This is a genomic window from Paenibacillus sp. SJS-P3, from assembly GCF_056711585.1.
This window is the reverse complement of sequence record NZ_CM160043.1, coordinates 3,987,252-4,005,205: the sequence shown is the minus strand read 5'-3', so window position 1 is coordinate 4,005,205 and position 17,954 is coordinate 3,987,252. Positions and strand designations below refer to the sequence as shown.

The following is a 17,954-nucleotide window of genomic DNA, read 5'->3' as shown; positions in this document are numbered from 1 at the left end:
AGCGGCTTTGAGCCAGCCTTGATAAACATGCAGCGCCGCCCAGCCTTCCGGAGCCCGGATGGCTGGGCGGCTTGTTCTTTTTCCGCGAAGTGAATAATCCGTATCCTCACCGTTTTCCCTGTTCATGTCGAAAATAGGAAGGGAATGTGGGGGAATACAGCAGCTTGGGGGAAACAGAAGATGAGTGTGTACGATTATTCGGCCGTATCCATGATGGGGAAGGAAGTTTCGCTGGAAGAATACCGGGGCAAGGTGCTGCTGATCGTGAATACCGCCAGCGAATGCGGATTCACATACCAATACCAGGATCTTCAGAGGCTGTACGACCGCTACAAGGATCAGGGGCTGGTCATCCTCGGTTTTCCGTGCAACCAGTTCGCCGACCAGGAGCCGGGCTCGAATGAGCAGGTCCAAGCCTTCTGCACGCTGCGCTACGGGGTATCTTTCCCGATGTTCAACAAGGTGAATGTCCGCGATGCGGACGTGCATCCGCTGTTCCAGTACCTGACTTCGGCCAAGCCGTTCGACGGCTTCGATGAGACCCATCCGCCAGCCAAGCTTTTGAACGCCCTCATCGAGGAGAAATTTCCGCATTTCATGGACGGGGACTCCATCAAGTGGAACTTCACGAAGTTTCTGATCGGCCGCGGCGGCCAGGTCGTGAAGCGGTTCGAGTCTACGGTCGAGCCGATGGATATGGAGACGGATATCGAAGCGGAGCTGGCGCTCGGTTAACCGGAATTCCGATGGAGAGGAACCTGAAGGACTTGAGGTGAATTCGACCGCCGGCACGCACCAATTGGCGGCGGGGCACAGATCGAAAAAAGACAAGGATGCGGAAGCTTTCCCGGTTCTTGTCTTTTTTTCTTCTCCGACCCGGGAATCTCCTCGGCCTCGACGGGTAGCGTCAACGAAGAACCGCTTCGTCTTCCAGAGCTCCTGATCCCGGAGGGCGAGTCCTCAAGCGGCTTGACGAAATGCTGCAGAGCGGGGTTGAGCCATTTGCGCTTATAATGGAGATGTCGGGCCCGGCAGTTCCGCGTCCCTTTCCGATGTCGGCATCGCTCCAGGGATGGAAACGCAATCATGGAATGCCATGGAAAACGGCCTTCAGACGGCCATGTTTCCAAAGGATGTCTTTGTTTTTGCGCGTGTCATAACGTAAAATGTTAAGTACTATATTAAAGGACCCCTTAATTCGATAAAGAAGCGGTGAGAGCATGTTCGATCGATTGAACGGGTGGATAGACGCCCTGGTCACGGCCAGCGGCCTGGATGGGCCGTATATACTGCTTCTGACGATCCCTTTAGCTATTATCCAAGGGCTGTTCGGCGTCTTTCCCTTTGCCACGATCATCATGCTGCATATCTCTATCCTGGGCATTGCAGGAGGACTCGCGGCCAGCTGGGCCGCCGGCACGGTTTCCGCGCTCGTCGTGTACTTGCTGTTCCGCTATTTCTTCTACGGCAAGGTCCAGCGGCGCTTTCAGGCGCGGATGGACCGCTACGAGCGGTGGCAGGGCAGCCTGGACCAATACGGCGCCTGGCTCGTCATCCTGCTTCGCACGATTCCCGTCATGCCGAACAACCTGATCTCGTTCATGTCTGCCGTCGCCCCGGTCAAATTCGGACCCTATCTGTGGTCGTCCCTCGTCGGAAACCTATCCCATATATGGATGTTCGGCATCATCAGCTCTTCGCTGATTTTTCCCGATGCGGATCTTCGAGTGCTGATTTTGTCGTATTTTATCTTTCTCGGCATTCTCGGCATCGTCTTTCTGGCAAGCCGGGTGGCCAAGAGCTCGCGAGTTCGAAAATGGCGGGGAGAAAGCAAAAAAAATTCTGCGTCCGACAAGCCCGATCTTCCTGTCTAAGCGTGCAGAATCTTGTGGATAATTACCTGAACAAGAGCCCGGGAGACTCTCCCCGGGCTCTTTCGGTTCTTATCAACAGCTGTGAATAAGTCCATTTCCGGGATGGTGTTTTCAACTTGCAGGCATAAGGGTATATACGTGTCAACGGCTTGACAGCCACAATATATGGTGTTAAATTTAACACCTAGACCTACATATAGCAGTTTGAAGCATGAAGCGGACAAGCTGTCAAGACCCAATATATGCTTCTTCCGGAGACTCCGGAGACGGCCCGGCCACCCCGGGCGATGCTGCGGAGAGGGCCATCGGCAGCGTTTCCGCCGCCGCCCCGATCGGGAGTCCGGGCCGAGCGATTTGCTTGCGGGAGGCAACACCCGCAGCCAGACACAGACAGGATCAGACAACATGACCATACCAACCGGACACAGCCTGATGGAGCGGCAGCAAGAGCAACGAACTCCAAGCAGGTCCTTTTTATTGTCTTTTCGACAGTAATCGGCAGAGCGGGCTCTCTGTACCCGTTCCGGTTCCGGACACAACATCTAGTTGCCATACATTTTTTCGAAGGAGTGAACCGCCATGCTGATCGCTTACGCCTCGCGTACCGGCAATGTGAAGAGATTCGTCAGCAAGCTGGGATTCCCGGCCGTGAAAATCGACGATTCCACAACCTTGGAGGAGCCGTTCGTCCTCGTGACCTATACGACCGGCTTCGGCCAGGTGCCGCCTGCCGTGGATGCGTTCCTGCAGCGCAGCGGTTCCTACCTTCGAGGCGTGTCGGCCAGCGGCAACCGCAACTGGGGACCCAACTTCGCGGGCAGCGCGGATATGCTGTCCGAGCAATACGAGGTGCCGGTCATTTGCAAATTCGAGCTTTCGGGCACGACGCGGGACGTCGAACAATTCATGCGGGAGGTGCAGCCCCTTGAGGCATATTGAGCTGAACAACGAGATTATGAAGCGCGGAGCGGACGGATTCTTCAAGTTGGAGAAGGATCGCGAGGCCGTGGCGGCATTCATGGAGGAAGCGCGAGCGAAGAGCCCAGCCTTCGCAAGCCATAAGGACAAGATCGATTATCTGATCGCGAACGACTATTACGAAAATCTGTACAACCATTATACGGAAGAAGAGGCGGTTGCCGTATTCGAGCTGGCGCACAGCCTGGAGTTCGAATTCCCTTCCTATATGGCGGCCTCCAAGTTCTACACGGACTACGCGATGCGCAGCAACGACCGCTCGCAGTTCCTGGAGCATTATCCGGACCGGGTAGCGGTCACGGCTCTGCATCTGGGCCGAGGCGACGCGGAGCTGGCCAAGTCGCTGGCGGTTTCCATGATGGAGCAGCGCCTGCAGCCGGCGACTCCGACCTTCCTCAACGCCGGCAAAAGCCGCCGCGGCGAGATGGTCAGCTGCTTCCTGCTGGAGATGGACGATTCCTTGAACTCCATCAACTACAACCTCTCGACCTGCATGCAGCTGTCGAAGATCGGCGGCGGCGTCGCCGTCAACCTGTCCAAGCTGCGTGGGCGCGGCGAGCCGATCAAAGGCGTGGAAGGCGCAGCGAAGGGCATCATGCCGGTGCTCAAGCTGATGGAGGATGCCTTCTCCTATGCCGATCAGATGGGCCAGCGCAAAGGCTCGGGAGCGGCCTACTACAACATCTTCGGATGGGACATCATGGAATTCCTCGACAGCAAGAAGATCAACGCGGACGAGAAAACCCGCTTGAAGACGCTGTCGATCGGCCTGATCGTGCCGAACAAGTTCTATAAGCTGGCCGAAGAGAACAAGCCGCTGCATGCTTTCGCCCCGTATTCCGTCTTCAAGGCTTACGGATCCCATCTCGACGATCTGGACATGGATGAGATGTATGACGAGCTGATGGCCAACCCGGCCGTCAAAAAGAAGCTGGTCATGAGCGCCCGCGACATGCTCGTGAAGATCGCCACGATCCAGCTGGAATCCGGCTATCCGTACATTATGAACAAGAGCAACGCGAACCGTAACCATGCCCTGAAGGATATCGGCTCCATCAAGATGTCCAACCTGTGCACGGAGATCTACCAGCTGCAGGAGACGTCCGAGATCGGCGACTTCGGCGAAGCGGACACGATTCGCCGCGACATCAGCTGCAACCTGGCTTCGATGAACATCGCCAACGTGATGCAGCACCGCAAAATCCGCGAAACGGTCCACGAGGGAATCGCCGGCCTGACTTCCGTCAGCGACATGACCCGCGTATCCAATGCGCCGGGCGTCGTGAAGGCCAATGAAGAGATGCACTCCGTCGGCCTCGGCGCGATGAACCTCCACGGCTATCTGGCGAAGAACAAGATCGCCTACGAAAGCCCGGAAGCCAAAGATTTCGTCCGCACGTTCTTCATGATGATGAATTTCTATTCCATCGAGAAGAGCTCCGACATCGCCGCGGAGAAGAACGAGCGCTTCCGCGACTACGATCGTTCCGAATATGCGAAGGGCACTTACTTCGATCGGTACCTGGCTACCGATTACCGTCCGACAACTGCTCGCGTCAAGGAACTGTTCGAGGGAATGGCTATCCCGTCGCCGGAAGACTGGGCGGAGCTCAAGGAGAAGGTAGCCCGCCAAGGCCTGTACCATGCTTACCGTCTGGCGATCGCGCCGACGCAGAGCATCTCGTACGTGCAGAATGCGACTTCCAGCGTCATGCCGATCGTAGAGCCGATCGAGACCCGCACCTATGCGAACTCGACGACCTACTACCCGATGCCGTTCCTGTCGCTGGATAATTTCTTCTATTACAAATCCGCTTATGCGATGGATCAGTTCAAGGTCATCGATCTGATTGCGGAGATTCAGGAGCATATCGACCAAGGCATCTCCGCCGTGCTTCACGTCAACAGCAGCGTGACGACGCGCGAGCTCGCCCGCTACTACCTGTACGCGGCGCACAAAGGGCTCAAGTCGCTCTACTATACCCGCACGAACCGCCTTGGGGTGGAAGAGTGCGTCAGCTGCGCCGTTTGATCTTTCCATGACCATCTCCGAGAGCCGCATTGATGCGGCTCTCGTTACTTAAGGCCGCCGAGCCGCGATATACAAGGAGGAAACCCCATGAAACCGATCGATCTCGCTACGCAGGATACGCCTTCTGCCTCTAGCCTGAACACGGAAGCCGCCGCTTCCGCTCCGCTGCGCGCCGTCAACTGGAACCGTCCGGACGACGACTACACCGCTACCTTCTGGAGCCAGAACCTCATGCAGTTCTGGACCGACGAGGAGATCCCGCTCTCCGACGACAAGATGAGCTGGATGTACCTGAACGACCAGGAGAGAGACACCTACATGAAGGTGCTCGGAGGCCTCACCCTGCTCGATACCGTTCAGGGAGGAGTCGGCATGCCGAGCCTCGTGGAGCATGTCGACGGCCTGCAGCGCAAGGCGGTGCTCGGATTCATGGGCATGATGGAGCAGATCCATGCGAAGTCCTACAGCAGCATCTTCACGACGCTGGCTTCCACGGAAGAGATCGATGCGGTATTCAAATGGGTGGAGAAGCATCCTTTGCTTCAGAAGAAAGCCTCGATCATCTCGGCATATTACCGCAACATCGACTCGCCTCGCTCGCTGTATATGGCTATGTCGGCATCGGTCCTGCTGGAGAGCTATCTGTTCTACAGTGGCTTCTTCTATCCTCTCTATCTGGCCGGTCAAGGCAAGATGACGAGCAGCGGCGAGATCATCGATCTGATTCTGCGCGACGAGAGCATCCACGGCCTCTACGTCGGCGTGCTGGCTCAGGAGGTCCATGCCTCCCTCAGCGAGCAGGAGCAGGCAGAGACGCTGCAGGAGCTGCGGACTCTCCTGACGACGCTGCATGAGAACGAGGACCGGTACACGGATGAGCTGTACAGCGGCATCGGACTTCAGGACGAGGTCAAGACGTTTGTCCGCTACAACGCCAACAAAGCGATGATGAACCTCGGCCTCGAGCCGCTCTTCGAGGAAGAGGATGTCAATCCGATCGTGTTCAACGGCATCAGCACCCGCACGAAGCAGCATGACTTCTTCTCCAAGAAGGGCAACGGCTATGTGCGGACCCTCAACGTGGAGCCGCTTCGCGACGAGGACTTTACCTTTAATTTCTAAACGGACCGGGCCGGTCTTGCAGCTGCCTCCAAGCGCATGAGCTTGGGGGCAGCTTTTTTTTGTGCAAGAATGCGGCCAGCTCGCCGGAACCGTCTTCATTGCTTGATGCTCTAGTGGCAGCGAAGCGGGAGATGCTTCAAGCGGGGCAGGTAGTCGTCAAAGGACAAGTACAACTGTCGGAAGAAGCAAGCTGCAGAAGCTCCAGAGGCTGCGGCTGTACATGGCTGGACGAACCAAAAAAAGCTCCAAGCCGATTGCGAGCAATGGCTTGGAGCTTTTTTTGGGGGGCGGGGACAGTCATTTCAGTTCGATGATTTCATTGATATCCTTGATCTTAAGCGCTTCCGCGATGGAACTGAGATGGTAGATGTTGAGCGTTCCGCGCTGCAGATGGCAGATCTCGGTGATGACATTGGGACGAACCCCGGCCAGGCGGGCGAGAGCGCCTTTGGTGAGTGGTTTGTACAGGCGTTTGGTTTCGCTGCTCAGCTCGGTGTAGGACCGGATGGGGAGAAGCGTGTTGGTCGATTCATCAATGAAATACTGGCGGATCAGCGTTTCCAGATTGCTTTGGATTCGATGCGTGGCTTTGTCATACGTGCTGGTAATGCTCATAGCAAACTCCCTCTCCTGTATATGTAAGAGTCCATTGACCTAATTAACTCTTATATCGGAAAGAAATCGGGAAATTTGCACTATTTATATCAACATTCGTAAAATTTATTTTTGAATTAGCGATTTTAACTTATTCGATTTGAGAACAAAAAAGAGGCTCTATTCCTTCTCTCCTGCCGGAGAATGGAAAAGAGCCTCTTTATTTGGAGCGGAAGCATGTACGCCCAACCAAAAATGGGAAATTATTACTGTTGCGCTGCGGAGCGGCGAGCGCGAACTTCCCGCGCGGCGGCCACCATATGGGCGAGCGATGCTTCCGTTTCCTCGCGTCCCCGTGTTTTGAGGCCGCAATCCGGATTGATCCAGAACAGCTCCGGATCAAGGTTGCGGAGCGAGCGCTCGATCATGGCGATCATCTCTTCCGTGGAAGGAACCCGCGGGCTATGGATGTCGTAGACGCCGAGTCCGATTCCCTTGCCGTACGTGTTCTCCTCGAAGCTGTGGATGAGCTCGCCATGCGAGCGCGACGTTTCGATCGAGATGACGTCGGCGTCCAGATCGCGGATCGTGTCGATGATATCCGAGAATTCGCAGTAGCACATATGCGTATGGATCTGAGTTTCGTCCTGGACTCCCGTCGTGACGAGGCGGAAAGCGTCCACGGCCGCTTCGAGCTCTTCGGGCCAAAGGCTTTTCTTCAGAGGGAGGCCTTCGCGCAGGGCGGGCTCATCCACCTGGATCATGCCGATGCCTGCCGCTTCCAGAGCTTCGACTTCCTTGCGCAGCGCCAGGGCGATCTGGAAGGCAACCTCCGTGCGCGGCAAGTCGTGGCGGACAAACGACCAATTGAGGATCGTGACCGGACCCGTAAGCATGCCTTTGACCGGATGGCTCGTCAGAGATTGGGCATAGACGGTTTCCTTGACCGTCATCGGCTTCGTCAGTCGGACATCGCCGTAAATGACGGGCGGCTTCACGCAGCGGGAGCCGTAGGATTGGACCCACCCATTGCGGGTGAAAGCGAAGCCTTCCAGCTTCTCGCCGAAAAATTCGACCATGTCCGTACGTTCGAATTCGCCGTGAACGAGCACGTCGATGCCGATATTCTCCTGCACAGAGATCCACTTGGCGATTTCTTCGCGGATGAAGGCCTCATAGGCGGCATCAGGCAGCTCGCCTTTGCGCCAGCGCGCCCGGGCGGAACGGACTTCGGCAGTCTGCGGGAAGCTGCCGATCGTCGTCGTCGGCAGGAAGGGCAGCTGCCATTTCTTCTGCTGGACCGGCCGGCGGTCGGAGAAGCTGCTGGAACGGAATGTGCGTGCCGCTGCAAGCCGCTTCGCTTCTTCGCGCACAGCGGCGTTATGGCGCTCAGGCAGGGCTTCGAGAGCTTCAAGCGCCGCGCGGTTGGCCGCCAGGCCGTCCCGGATGCGCTCTGCGCCGGCAAGCTGCGGGTTGCCAAGCCCGGCGGAGCCGACGGCAGCTGCAGCAGTCAGAAGCGTCAGCTCCTCCAGCTTTTCATCCGCGCCGGCGAGAGCTCCCCGCAGACCTGCCGGAAGGCCGGTTTCACCGCTGAGGCTGACGGGCACATGCAGCAGGCTGCACGACGGCTGGATATGGAGACGATCGGAAGGGACGACGGAAGCGATCTTCTCCACGAGCGCCAGAGCCTTGGTCAGATCGGTTCTCCAGATGCCGCGACCGTCGATGATGCCCGCTCCGAGTACGCGTCCGGAAGGATATCCGCCGGAGAGGAGAGCTTGCAGGTTGACGCCGCGGTCATGGACGAAGTCCAGGCCGATGCCGGCGACCGGAAGCGCGGTAAGCGCGGCATAGTCGGCAGGCGCATCGAAGTAGGTCTGGAGCATCAGCTTCAGTTCCGGAGCGGCGGCGGCGAGCTCGCTGTAGATGCTCTCCAGCCGCTTCCAATCCGCCGTATCCAGCTCGCCCGTGACGGACGGCTCGTCGATCTGCACCCATTCGGCGCCGGCATCGCGAAGCTCCGCGAGCACGCGGCCGTAGAGAGGGACCAGCCTGGCGATCCAGCTGTCGAACTCGCCGGCTGTGTAGCCTTTGGACAGCTTGAGGAAAGTGAAGGGACCGATCAGCACCGGCTTGGCTTGCAGGCCGAGCTTTTCCTTCGCTTCGAGATAAGCCTCCAGCGGGTAGTTGCGCACAAGCTTGGCTTCCGCATGCTGAAGCTCGGGAACGATATAGTGATAGTTTGTATTGAACCACTTTGTCATCTCGCAAGCGGTAGCGTCTTTTCTGCCGCGAGCCATGGCAAAATACAGATCGTTCGTCACAGGGCCGTCCTGATAGCCGAAGCGTGCTGGAATAAGGCCGAACATGGCTGACGTGTCGAGCACCCGGTCGTAGAAAGTGAAGTCGCCTACCGGCACGAGACCGATTCCTGCCTCCGATTGGCGGCGCAGGCGGCCGATCCGGATTTCTTCCATGCGGGAGAGAAATTCACCCTCTTCGATTTTGCCGGCCCAAAATGCCTCCAGCGCTTGCTTCCATTCACGCTTGTTCCCGATGTTGGGATAGCCCAAGCTGCTGCTGATCGCGTTCATTCCGTATCCTCCCGAAAATAAATGTGCGGCGGTCCTGATCTTGCCTTAAACGAAACATAACACGATTGCTCGGTTATAGACTAAGGCTTATAAGCTATAGCTGGCCATGCTCTGCGGTTATAGCCGATTTTCGTGAAGCGAAGCCTGGAGTTCAATGGAAAGGGAACCGAAAGAGAACCAAAAGAGAATGGAAAGAGAACCAAAAGAGAATGGAAAAAGAACCGAAAGAGAACCGAAAGGGAAACGGGAAGAAAAGCGAAAGGTAAAGAAAGTTGAAAGGAAAAAAGCCATAAAGGAAAAAAGCCATAAAGGAAAAAGCCATAAAGGAAAAAAGTCAAAGAGGAAAAAGCCAAAAGGAAAGCTGGCCGCTCACATGTAAATTTGATGTCAGATATATAGGGAGGGAGATGACGGAAGAGCAAATAAAAAAGGATTGTTGGATGGATGATCTCAACATATAATGATAGATAACCTAACACAAAGAGCGAATCAAGCCAGCGCGAGGAGGAATCCGAATGCATTTGACCGTCGAAGATGCGCTGTCCGTATATCCCCTTTCAGAAGGAAAGCTCGTTGCGGGAGCAGCCGGGAAAAACCGTATCGTCAAATCCGTCAATGTCATGGACGCCCCGGATATCTGGGACTGGATCAAGGACGGCGAGATGCTGTTCACGACAGGCTATCTGATCAAGGACGACCCTCAAGGCGGAGCGGGGCTGCTGGAGCAGCTGAACCGCAGAGGCTCTTCCGGACTCGGCATCAAGCTGGGCCGATTCTGGGAGCAGATTCCGCCCGCGCTTATCCTCATGGCCGACAAGCTTGGCTTTCCCCTCATTCAGCTTCCGTACGAATTCACTTTCTCCGATCAAATGAACGGGCTTTACAGGGCCGAAATGCAGCGAAGCACGAAAGCTCTTCAGGCGGCGATGGAAAAGCAGAAGCGTCTCATGCGCTTCGCCCTCCAAAGCGATCCCATTCTCCAGCTGTTCGAGGAAATCAGCGGAGTTGTCGGCTATCCTCTCGCGGTCGTCAGCGGGGAAGGCAGAGCTCTGTTCAACAACAGCGGCGTGCCGGAAGAAAGCCTTCTGCGGGCATGGCCATGGACGGGGCGGCATCCCTGGGTGAAAGGGGAAGGCTGGCAATGCTATCGCGTGCCTCTCCTCAGCGGGGCGAAGCCGGCGGGATACGCCTGCTTTGTCACGGGCGAGCCTCTCTTCACGACGCTTGAAGAAGGACTGTTCCATCAGGCGGCGGAGCTGATCGCCTATCAGATGGAAGCGCGAATTCAATCCGCGGACAACCGCAGCAGGCAGTACGAGGACCAGATCCGAGCCTGTCTAGCGGGCGTTTTGCCTCCCGCCGAGCTCGCCGCCTACGGAGAGAGCTTCGGCAATCCCGTGTTGAAAGGAGCGTACATCCCGGTTCTGACCTCGCCGGGCGGAACTTCCGACGCTGCCGGTCGCAGCGCCAGGATGGAGAGGATCCGCCAGGAATACGGGAGCCATCCCGTCCTGTCGGCATTGGGAGCCCTTCATCTGGATATGGAAGAGGGCGTCCTGTCGCTGTTTCCCGTTGGAGCCGGAGCCGATGAGCTGGCGGAGCATCTCGCGGCATGCTCCGGCAATCTGCGCAAGTCGGCCGGCTGCGTCGCGAGAGCGGCCATAGGCGGACGCAGGAGCGGGGAGCAGTCGCTTGCTTCGGCATGGATGGAGCTCAAGGAGACGCTGCGGCTTGCCGCCGAATGGGGAGTGCCGGATCCCGTCGTGCCCTACCGGAGGCTGGAGCTCGCCTATCTGTTCGAGCATTGCCCGAAAGAGCGGATGACGGCCTATTGCGACCGGGTGCTGGGCGGATTGCTGCGCAAAGAACCGGAATACAGGCAGGAAATGCTGCGGACGCTGGAGGTTTACCTCGACAACGACGGCCAGCTGAGCGAGACGGCCAAGAAGCTCTACATCCACCGGAACACGGCTTCCTACCGGATGGATAAGATCAGCGAGCTGCTAGAGGTCGATCTCAAGAAGACGGACGATCTGCTGCGGCTGAAGCTGGCTTTCCAGCTGCGCGGCATGTCAGCGAAAGGAGAGGAGCCGGCTGCGGCGCTGCGATCGGCCGGAAGGAAATAAAGAGAGGGCCGGCGCTGCGATCGGCCGGAAGGAAATAGGGAGAGGGCCGGAAGGGATAACCGCGAACGTTCCGCATGGAATGGTTGTCGGGGAGGACTAAGAGGAGGGATGCTCATGGATGCGCATGTGGTGTTTTCATCCTGGGATGGCGAGCGTCCGGCTGTCCTGGCGACGATTGTGGAGGCAAGGGGACATTCCTACCGCAAGCCGGGAGCCTGCATGCTGCTGGGCCGAGGGGGCTGGAAGCGCGGCAGCCTCAGCCCCGGCTGCCTGGAGGCCGATCTCGAGGCGAGGGCCGAGGCTTTGCTGGACATGGGCTCCTCGTCCCCCGAAGCGGCTTGGGAAAGGGTGCTGTACGAAATGGAATCGCCCGACGACTTGATGTGGGGCGAGGCGATCGGCTGCGGCGGAACGGTGACCGTCCTCCTGGAAAGAGTGGAAGGGGAGCTGGCCGCTTGCATCCGGAGGGCTGCGGCCCATAGCGGCGAGACGGCCGTGCATTTGGAGCGGGTGCTTGAGCCGGAAGGGCGGATGATCGAATACCGGCTGCTTGAAGCTTCGAGCTTTTCCGGCGTTAGAGTCGAGAGCGATGGAGCTGGAATCTATTCTTTTCCGATTCATGCCCGCCCGCGCCTGATCATCTTCGGAGCCGGAGCCGATGCGCTTCCGGTTGCGCGGCTGGCCGAAGCGGCCGGGTTTCGCATTGCCGTGGCCGACTGGCGGGAAGAGCTCTGCACGGCGGAGCGGTTTCCGGAAGCGCAGCTGGCGCTCGGAACGGCGGATTCCATCCTGCGGAAGCTGAACGTCTGTCCTGCCGATTATGTGTTCATCTGCAGCCATCAGCTTCAGCGGGATCGGGCGATGCTGGAGCTGCTCGCTCCCTGCCCGCTGCGATATATCGGAATTCTGGGCTCGCGCAAGCGGGTGGCGGCGCTGCTTGACGGCCTTCTGCCCGCAGCTCCCGTCTACGCGCCGGTCGGTCTCGACATCGGAGCGGACGGTCCGGAGGAAATCGCGGTCAGCGTCGTTGCCGAGCTGATCGCCGTGCGGCGGCTGGCCGCGCGGGATGCGAAGCCGGCAGCAAGGGCCTCCATTCGTCCGCGGCATTCGCTTGTCCCTCTTCCTCGAGACAGAGAGGCGGCTGCGCTTGGCTCAGCCGGAGGAGAAGCCGGCTTCGCCTGCCCGGTTCGGCCCGGAAGGATAGGATGACAGCGGGAGAAGATGCGGAAGAAAGGGAAACCCTTGGGATGAACCGTCCGCTGAGAATAACGGGAATCTGCCTGGCTGCGGGCTTCAGCCGCCGGATGGGAGCCCCGAAGCTGCGGCAGCTGTTGCCGGATGGAACGCCGCTCGGTTCTTCTGCGGTTCGGACGATGACGGATGCGGGACTGCAGCGCGTGCTTGTCGTCGTGCGGGAGGACGACGACTGCTCCTGGCTGCCGGATGGGCGCGGCGAAGCGGCTGGCAATGCGGCGGTGGAGATCGTGGCCTGCCGCGATGCCTCGCTGGGCATGGCACATTCCTTGCGCTGCGGCCTGGCGGCGGCCAATGACGGTGCTCGCGGCGAGCCGCCCGATGCGGTGCTGGTCGCTCTCGGCGATCAGCCGCTCGTCGACGCCGGACTGCTGGCCAGGCTGGCGGATGCCCTGCTTGGAAATCCGGAGCTCGACTGGGCCGCATGCGGCCTGCAGGGCGTTCCGATGCCGCCGGCGATCATGCGCGGCTCCATGTTCTCCGCGCTGGCCAGGCTGGAAGGAGACCGCGGGGCGCGTCAGCTGTTCGCCGGCGCGGGCTTCAGGGGTGAAATCCTCGGGGATGTGGCGGAAAGCAGCCTATACGATGCAGATACTCCCGAGGATCTGGAGACGATCCGCGAGGCATGGCTGAATCGCAAGCCGGCGGCGGACCGGAGCACGCAGTTGCCATAGGTACAGCATTTTCCATAGGACAGAAGACTCGAATCTCCGTTTCGGAGGCTCGGGTCTTTTTTTGATTGCGGAAAGGCAGGACATGGGGAGGATCGGCCAGCCTGATGAAAAGGTGACATTCATGTTACGCGAGACAAGTCGAAGCGCAGCGCCCGGCACCATTTCCGCCTCCTGTTCGTGCATCATGCACAATGAAAACCGATACAAACCAGCCTTGATTCCAAATGTATGTAAGGTTAATTGACGCAACTGAAACATGAATCTTATAGTTGGGATCAGAAAGCCTCTGCCGCGGCCCCGGGCCAGGCAGCCGATCTGAAGGAGGATAAGAGATGAAGAGGGTCATTTCGTTCAAAGCAGCGACGGTCATGTTGATGGCACTTATGCTTGTGACGGCAGGATGCGGGAACAGCTCGAGCTCGAATTCCGGCACGGCGGCAAATGCAGGGACGGCGGAGGGCGGGAGCGCCAAGCCGGCGATCGAGAAGCCTCGCGTCGCATTTGTCTACATCGGGCCTCCCGGAGACGGCGGCTGGACCTACGAGCATGACAAAGGCCGCAAGTATATGGAAGAGCAGACCGGCATCAAGGCGGATACCGTCGAGAACGTCCCGGAGAGCGCGGACGCCGAGCGGATCATCACTGAGCTGGCGCAGGACCATGACATCATCTTCACGACCAGCTTCGGCTATATGGACTACACGCTGAACGTGGCGAAGAAGTTTCCGAAAGTGATTTTCGAGCATACGGCGGGCTATAAGACGGCGGACAATATGGGCACCTACTTCGGACGCAACTATGAAGCCAGCTACCTGTCCGGCATCGCAGCCGGCAAAATGACGAAAAAGAACCTCATCGGATACGTCGGGGCGTTCCCGATTCCGGAGGTCATCTACAACCTGAACGCCTTTGCCCTCGGAGCGCAAAGCGTCAACCCCGACGCCAAGGTAAGCGTCATCTGGTCCAATACCTGGTACGATCCGACGGCGGAGCGGCAGGCGGCGGTCAGCCTGCTGGACAAAGGCGCGGACGTGCTGCTCGCCTACCAGGATTCCCCGGCTACGATCCAAGCGGCGGCCGAGCGGGGCGCGTTCGCAGGCGGCAACGATTCCGACATGAGCCGGTTTGCGCCGGACAACTATTTGACCAACCCGACCTGGAACTGGGGTCCGTATTATACGAAGGTCGTCAAGTCCGTCATGGACGGAACGTGGAAGAGCGATCAGTACATGGGCGATATGAAGGACGGCATGGTCGGCCTCGCCCCTCTGGGAGCGAAGATTCCGGACGAGGTGAAAAAGCTGGTCGAGGATGCCAAAGCCAAGCTGCTGGACGGCACGCTGGACGTATTCGCAGGTCCGATCGCCGATCAGTCCGGAGCGGCCAAGGTCGAGCAAGGCAAGTCGCTCAGCCTCGACGAGATTCTCGCCATGGATTGGCTCGTCAAAGGTGTCGACGGAACGATTCCGAAGTAAGGACAACCGATAATCCGAACCGGAGCAGGCGTGTTCAGATCCCTTGTCCCCAAGGGGTCTGAGCCGTTTTTGCACCCACGATTATTACTGAAGGAGGACTGCCGAGATGAATGCCATTCCAGCCGTCGACATGCGAGGAATCGTAAAGAGGTTCGGCTCCGTGACCGCCAACGACCATGTGGACTTCCAGGCGGCCAAGGGGGAAATCCATGCGCTGCTCGGGGAGAACGGGGCCGGCAAAAGCACGATGATGTGCATGCTCTCCGGGGTCTACCGCGCTACCGAGGGAGAGATCTGCCTGAACGGCAAGCCTGCCCGGATCCGCTCGCCCAAGGAAGCCTCCCAGCTCGGGATCGGCATGGTGTTCCAGAACTTCCGCCTCGTGCAGACGCTGACGGCTGCGGAGAACATGGTGCTGGGAGAGAAGGGCTCGCTCTGGAGAGGGCGCGGCTGGCTGAAGCGGAAATCAAGGGAAATCGAGGAGCTTGCCGCTCGTTTCGGACTCGGGTTTCCGGTGGACCGGCCGATATGGCAGCTGTCCGTCGGCGAGCAGCAGCGGGTCGAGATCGTCAAGACGCTGTATCGCGGCGCCGACATCATCATCCTCGACGAGCCGACTTCCGTGCTGACGCCGGGCGAGGCGGAGCAGCTGTTCGCGACGCTGCGGCAGATGCGGGCCGAGGGCAAGACGATCATCATCACGACGCACAAGATGAAGGAGGTCATGAGCGTCGCCGACCGCATCTCGGTCATGCGCAAGGGCAAGATGATCGCCTCGCTCGCCAAGGAGGACACGGACGAGCGGGAGCTGGCCCGCCTGATGGTCGGCAAGGAGGTCGTGCTGGAGCGCAAGGAACGCGGGGAGGCCGGAACGGAGCCTCTGCTCGCCATCCGCAGCCTGAAGGCGGCCGGACACGGCGGGCGCCAGGCGCTGGACGGACTCGACCTGACGGTGAACCGGGGCGAGATCGTAGGCATTGCAGGCGTCGCGGGCAACGGCCAGAAGGAATTGGCCGAGGTGCTCAACGGACTTCAAGAGTGGAAGTCGGGCGAGATCGAGTTCGACGGCAAGAAATGGAGGAACGCTTCGGTGCGGGACACGATTGAGGCCGGAATCTCCCATATTCCGGAGAACCGGATGAAGAGCGGCCTCGCGGGCAGCCTCGCGCTGACGGACAACCTGATCGCCAAATCGTACCGGAACAGCGAGCGCTCCTCTCGTCTCGGACTGCTGCGCGGGCGGGCCAACAAGAGCTGGGCGGCGGAGCAGGTGGAGCGCTTCGACGTCCGAACGCCGGGCATCGATACCCCTGTCCGGATGCTGTCGGGAGGCAATCAGCAGAAGCTGCTGTTCGCCCGCGAGATCGCGAGGGAGCCGAAGCTGCTCGTCGCCGTCCATCCGACGCAGGGACTGGATGTCGGCGCGACGGACAGCGTGCATCGGATGCTCATGGACCTGCGGGAAACGGGCAGCGGCGTGCTGCTGATCTCGGAGGATCTGGATGAGATCCTGCAGCTGTCCGACCGGATTCTCGTTCTGTTCGGCGGCCGGATCATCGGAGAGCTGAAGCATGATGAAGCGGACCGTGCGGTCATCGGCATGCTCATGACAGGGATGGGAGAAGCGGCTGCAGCCGCCGAAGCCGAGCAGGAAGGCAGTCCGGACGGCGGCAAGAAGGAGGCGTTGGCATGAGCAGGCTGAAATTCATCGCTGTCGGCGCTTCGGCCGCCGGGGCGGCATTGGCGCAGAGGCACGCTGCGATGCCGGAGGAACCGAGCATGGCTTCGTCCGGCGGAGCGGACTTGGCGCAGAGGCGGGAAGGGATGCCGGAGGAATCGAGCAAGGCTTCGACCAGCGGATCGGACTTGGCGCAGAGGCGGGAAGGGATGCTGGAGGAATCGAGCAAGGCTTCGACCGGCGGATCGGACTTGGCGCAGAGGCGGCAAGGGATGCTGGAGCAATCGAACTGTGCTGCGGCTGCCTGGGCGGCATCGGAGCAGCGGCAGCAAGAGCAGCCGCCGGCAAGGGGCGCGCAGATGCTGGCTTCCGCCGGGGGAGATATCGTCTATATCCCGGCAGCTCCGATAAAGGCGGCATCGGCTGGCAGATCGGCTGGGTCGCCCGAAGCCTCGCCAGGAAGTTCGAGCGCAGCGGGAGCGCCCGGGACGGATAAGCCGCGCTTTCCGTTCCGGCTGGAGATCGATCCTGCGGGCAAGGGCTCGCCGTGGTGGACGCCGGTCGTCTCCATCTTCATGGGCTTGCTCATTTGCGCCGTCTTCATCGGGGCGAACGGCATGAACCCTGTTACCGTATACGCCAAAATGTTCCGTGGGGCCTTCGGCACCGAATTCGGACTTACGGAAACGCTCGTCAAAGCGATTCCGCTGCTGCTGTGCGGACTAGGCGTCTCGATCGCCTATCGGATCTCCGTGTGGAACATCGGCGCGGAGGGGCAGTTCCTCGCAGGCGCCATGGGCGCGACCGCGGTTACGATCTACATGCCGGGCTTGCCGCTCTGGCTGTCGATTCCGTGCATGCTGGCGGCGGGCATCGCCGCCGGAGCGTTCTGGGGGCTGCTGACCGCCATTCCGCGGACGTATTTCCAGGTCAACGAGCTCATCACTTCCCTCATGCTGAACTATATCGCCCTGCTCGGCCTGAACTACGTCGTCTTCGGTCCGTGGAAGGATCCCAAGGGCTTCAACTTCCCGGGCACGCCGATGTTCGGTGACAACCAGTCGCTGCCGGTGCTCGGCGATTCCCGCCTTCATCTCGGGCTGCTGTTCGCCGTCGGCGCCGTCATCCTGTATGCGGTCATGATCCGCTACACCCGATGGGGCTACGAGCTCAGGCTGATCGGAGCCAATCCCGATGCGGCGCGGGGAGCGGGCATCAACATCCGCCGTCATATCCTGATCGTCATGGGCATCAGCGGCGGACTGGCCGGCATCGCCGGCATGGCGGAGGTGTCGGGAGTCGCCCACCGGCTCATGTACGGCATCTCGCCGGGCTACGGCTATACCGCCATCATCGTCGCCTGGCTCGCCAAGCTTCATCCGGCGGGACTGCTCGTCACCTCGTTCTTTTTCGGCGGCCTCATCGTAGGCGGCTACAGCGTGCAGACGATCGGCATGCCCTCCTCCATCTCTTCCATGATTCAAGGAGCGATCCTGTTCTGTCTCATCGCAGGCGACATGGCGGCCAAGTTCCGAGTCCGCCGCACCGCCTGA

At 59.5% G+C, this 17,954-nt stretch carries 14 protein-coding genes; 12 read left to right on the top strand and 2 right to left on the bottom strand.

From position 1 onward, the window contains the following. Positions 1 to 180 precede the first annotated feature (180 nt). The 5 genes from AC06G8_RS18435 to nrdF all read left to right on the top strand — a co-directional run bounded on the left by AC06G8_RS18435 (position 181) and on the right by nrdF (position 6,006). The gene (locus AC06G8_RS18435; protein WP_447665300.1) at positions 181 to 735 is read left to right on the top strand and encodes a glutathione peroxidase; all 555 of its coding nucleotides are present in this window, start codon (positions 181 to 183) and stop codon (positions 733 to 735) included. A gap of 485 nt (positions 736 to 1,220) precedes the next feature. Then, a complete protein-coding gene (locus tag AC06G8_RS18430; RefSeq protein ID WP_447665301.1) occupies positions 1,221 to 1,874 on the top strand; it encodes a TVP38/TMEM64 family protein in 654 nt (217 codons plus the stop codon). A 579-nt stretch (positions 1,875 to 2,453) separates the two neighbouring features. After that, positions 2,454 to 2,813: a class Ib ribonucleoside-diphosphate reductase assembly flavoprotein NrdI gene (gene nrdI, locus AC06G8_RS18425; protein WP_447665302.1), complete on the top strand. Its 360-nt coding sequence runs from the start codon at positions 2,454 to 2,456 to the stop codon at positions 2,811 to 2,813. Beyond that, positions 2,800 to 4,884, top strand: coding sequence for a class 1b ribonucleoside-diphosphate reductase subunit alpha (gene nrdE / locus AC06G8_RS18420; protein ID WP_447665303.1), 2,085 nt, complete (start codon positions 2,800 to 2,802; stop codon positions 4,882 to 4,884). The genes nrdI and nrdE overlap by 14 nt, the downstream gene beginning before the upstream one ends. Positions 4,885 to 5,049: 165 nt before the next feature. Continuing rightward, positions 5,050 to 6,006 carry a class 1b ribonucleoside-diphosphate reductase subunit beta gene (gene nrdF / locus AC06G8_RS18415; RefSeq protein ID WP_447665326.1) on the top strand — a complete coding sequence of 319 codons (957 nt, stop codon included), beginning with the start codon at positions 5,050 to 5,052 and terminating at the stop codon, positions 6,004 to 6,006. 297 nt (positions 6,007 to 6,303) lie between these two features. Here the strand turns inward: nrdF and AC06G8_RS18410 are convergent, their stop codons facing one another. Next, complete coding sequence (locus tag AC06G8_RS18410; RefSeq protein ID WP_021880059.1) at positions 6,304 to 6,621, bottom strand: hypothetical protein; 318 nt, start codon at positions 6,619 to 6,621, stop codon at positions 6,304 to 6,306. Between the two features lie 245 nt (positions 6,622 to 6,866). Then, positions 6,867 to 9,194 carry a 5-methyltetrahydropteroyltriglutamate--homocysteine S-methyltransferase gene (metE, locus tag AC06G8_RS18405; RefSeq protein WP_480283513.1) on the bottom strand — a complete coding sequence of 776 codons (2,328 nt, stop codon included), beginning with the start codon at positions 9,192 to 9,194 and terminating at the stop codon, positions 6,867 to 6,869. A 187-nt stretch (positions 9,195 to 9,381) separates the two neighbouring features. On the opposite strand from metE, the gene AC06G8_RS18400 reads away from it, so the two are divergent. The 7 genes from AC06G8_RS18400 to AC06G8_RS18370 all read left to right on the top strand — a co-directional run bounded on the left by AC06G8_RS18400 (position 9,382) and on the right by AC06G8_RS18370 (position 17,954). Continuing rightward, positions 9,382 to 9,573, top strand: a complete 192-nt coding sequence (locus AC06G8_RS18400; RefSeq protein WP_480283512.1) for a hypothetical protein — start codon at positions 9,382 to 9,384, stop codon at positions 9,571 to 9,573. 136 nt (positions 9,574 to 9,709) lie between these two features. After that, on the top strand, positions 9,710 to 11,320 hold the full coding sequence (locus AC06G8_RS18395; protein WP_480283511.1) for a PucR family transcriptional regulator: 1,611 nt from the start codon (positions 9,710 to 9,712) through the stop codon (positions 11,318 to 11,320). Between the two features lie 114 nt (positions 11,321 to 11,434). Next, positions 11,435 to 12,529, top strand: coding sequence for an XdhC family protein (locus tag AC06G8_RS18390; RefSeq protein ID WP_480283510.1), 1,095 nt, complete (start codon positions 11,435 to 11,437; stop codon positions 12,527 to 12,529). Continuing rightward, positions 12,526 to 13,248 (top strand): nucleotidyltransferase family protein, encoded by a 723-nt coding sequence (locus AC06G8_RS18385; RefSeq protein ID WP_480283509.1) that lies wholly within the window; start codon positions 12,526 to 12,528, stop codon positions 13,246 to 13,248. The genes AC06G8_RS18390 and AC06G8_RS18385 overlap by 4 nt, the downstream gene beginning before the upstream one ends. Positions 13,249 to 13,580: 332 nt before the next feature. Then, positions 13,581 to 14,723, top strand: a complete 1,143-nt coding sequence (locus tag AC06G8_RS18380; RefSeq protein ID WP_447665308.1) for a BMP family ABC transporter substrate-binding protein — start codon at positions 13,581 to 13,583, stop codon at positions 14,721 to 14,723. Between the two features lie 106 nt (positions 14,724 to 14,829). Continuing rightward, a complete protein-coding gene (locus AC06G8_RS18375) occupies positions 14,830 to 16,416 on the top strand; it encodes an ABC transporter ATP-binding protein (RefSeq protein WP_480283508.1) in 1,587 nt (528 codons plus the stop codon). After that, the gene (locus tag AC06G8_RS18370; RefSeq protein WP_480283507.1) at positions 16,413 to 17,954 is read left to right on the top strand and encodes an ABC transporter permease; all 1,542 of its coding nucleotides are present in this window, start codon (positions 16,413 to 16,415) and stop codon (positions 17,952 to 17,954) included. Before AC06G8_RS18375 ends, AC06G8_RS18370 begins: the two co-directional genes overlap by 4 nt.

Coding starts and splice junctions, on each gene's coding strand:
- AC06G8_RS18435 (WP_447665300.1), top strand. CDS start 181: ATGAGTGTGTACGATTATTCGGCCGTATCCATGATGGGGAAGGAAGTT.
- AC06G8_RS18390 (WP_480283510.1), top strand. CDS start 11,435: ATGGATGCGCATGTGGTGTTTTCATCCTGGGATGGCGAGCGTCCGGCT.
- AC06G8_RS18395 (WP_480283511.1), top strand. CDS start 9,710: ATGCATTTGACCGTCGAAGATGCGCTGTCCGTATATCCCCTTTCAGAA.
- AC06G8_RS18385 (WP_480283509.1), top strand. CDS start 12,526: ATGACAGCGGGAGAAGATGCGGAAGAAAGGGAAACCCTTGGGATGAAC.
- AC06G8_RS18400 (WP_480283512.1), top strand. CDS start 9,382: ATGGAAAGAGAACCAAAAGAGAATGGAAAAAGAACCGAAAGAGAACCG.
- nrdI (WP_447665302.1), top strand. CDS start 2,454: ATGCTGATCGCTTACGCCTCGCGTACCGGCAATGTGAAGAGATTCGTC.
- metE (WP_480283513.1), bottom strand. CDS start 9,194: ATGAACGCGATCAGCAGCAGCTTGGGCTATCCCAACATCGGGAACAAG.
- AC06G8_RS18380 (WP_447665308.1), top strand. CDS start 13,581: ATGAAGAGGGTCATTTCGTTCAAAGCAGCGACGGTCATGTTGATGGCA.
- AC06G8_RS18375 (WP_480283508.1), top strand. CDS start 14,830: ATGAATGCCATTCCAGCCGTCGACATGCGAGGAATCGTAAAGAGGTTC.
- AC06G8_RS18430 (WP_447665301.1), top strand. CDS start 1,221: ATGTTCGATCGATTGAACGGGTGGATAGACGCCCTGGTCACGGCCAGC.
- AC06G8_RS18370 (WP_480283507.1), top strand. CDS start 16,413: ATGAGCAGGCTGAAATTCATCGCTGTCGGCGCTTCGGCCGCCGGGGCG.
- AC06G8_RS18410 (WP_021880059.1), bottom strand. CDS start 6,621: ATGAGCATTACCAGCACGTATGACAAAGCCACGCATCGAATCCAAAGC.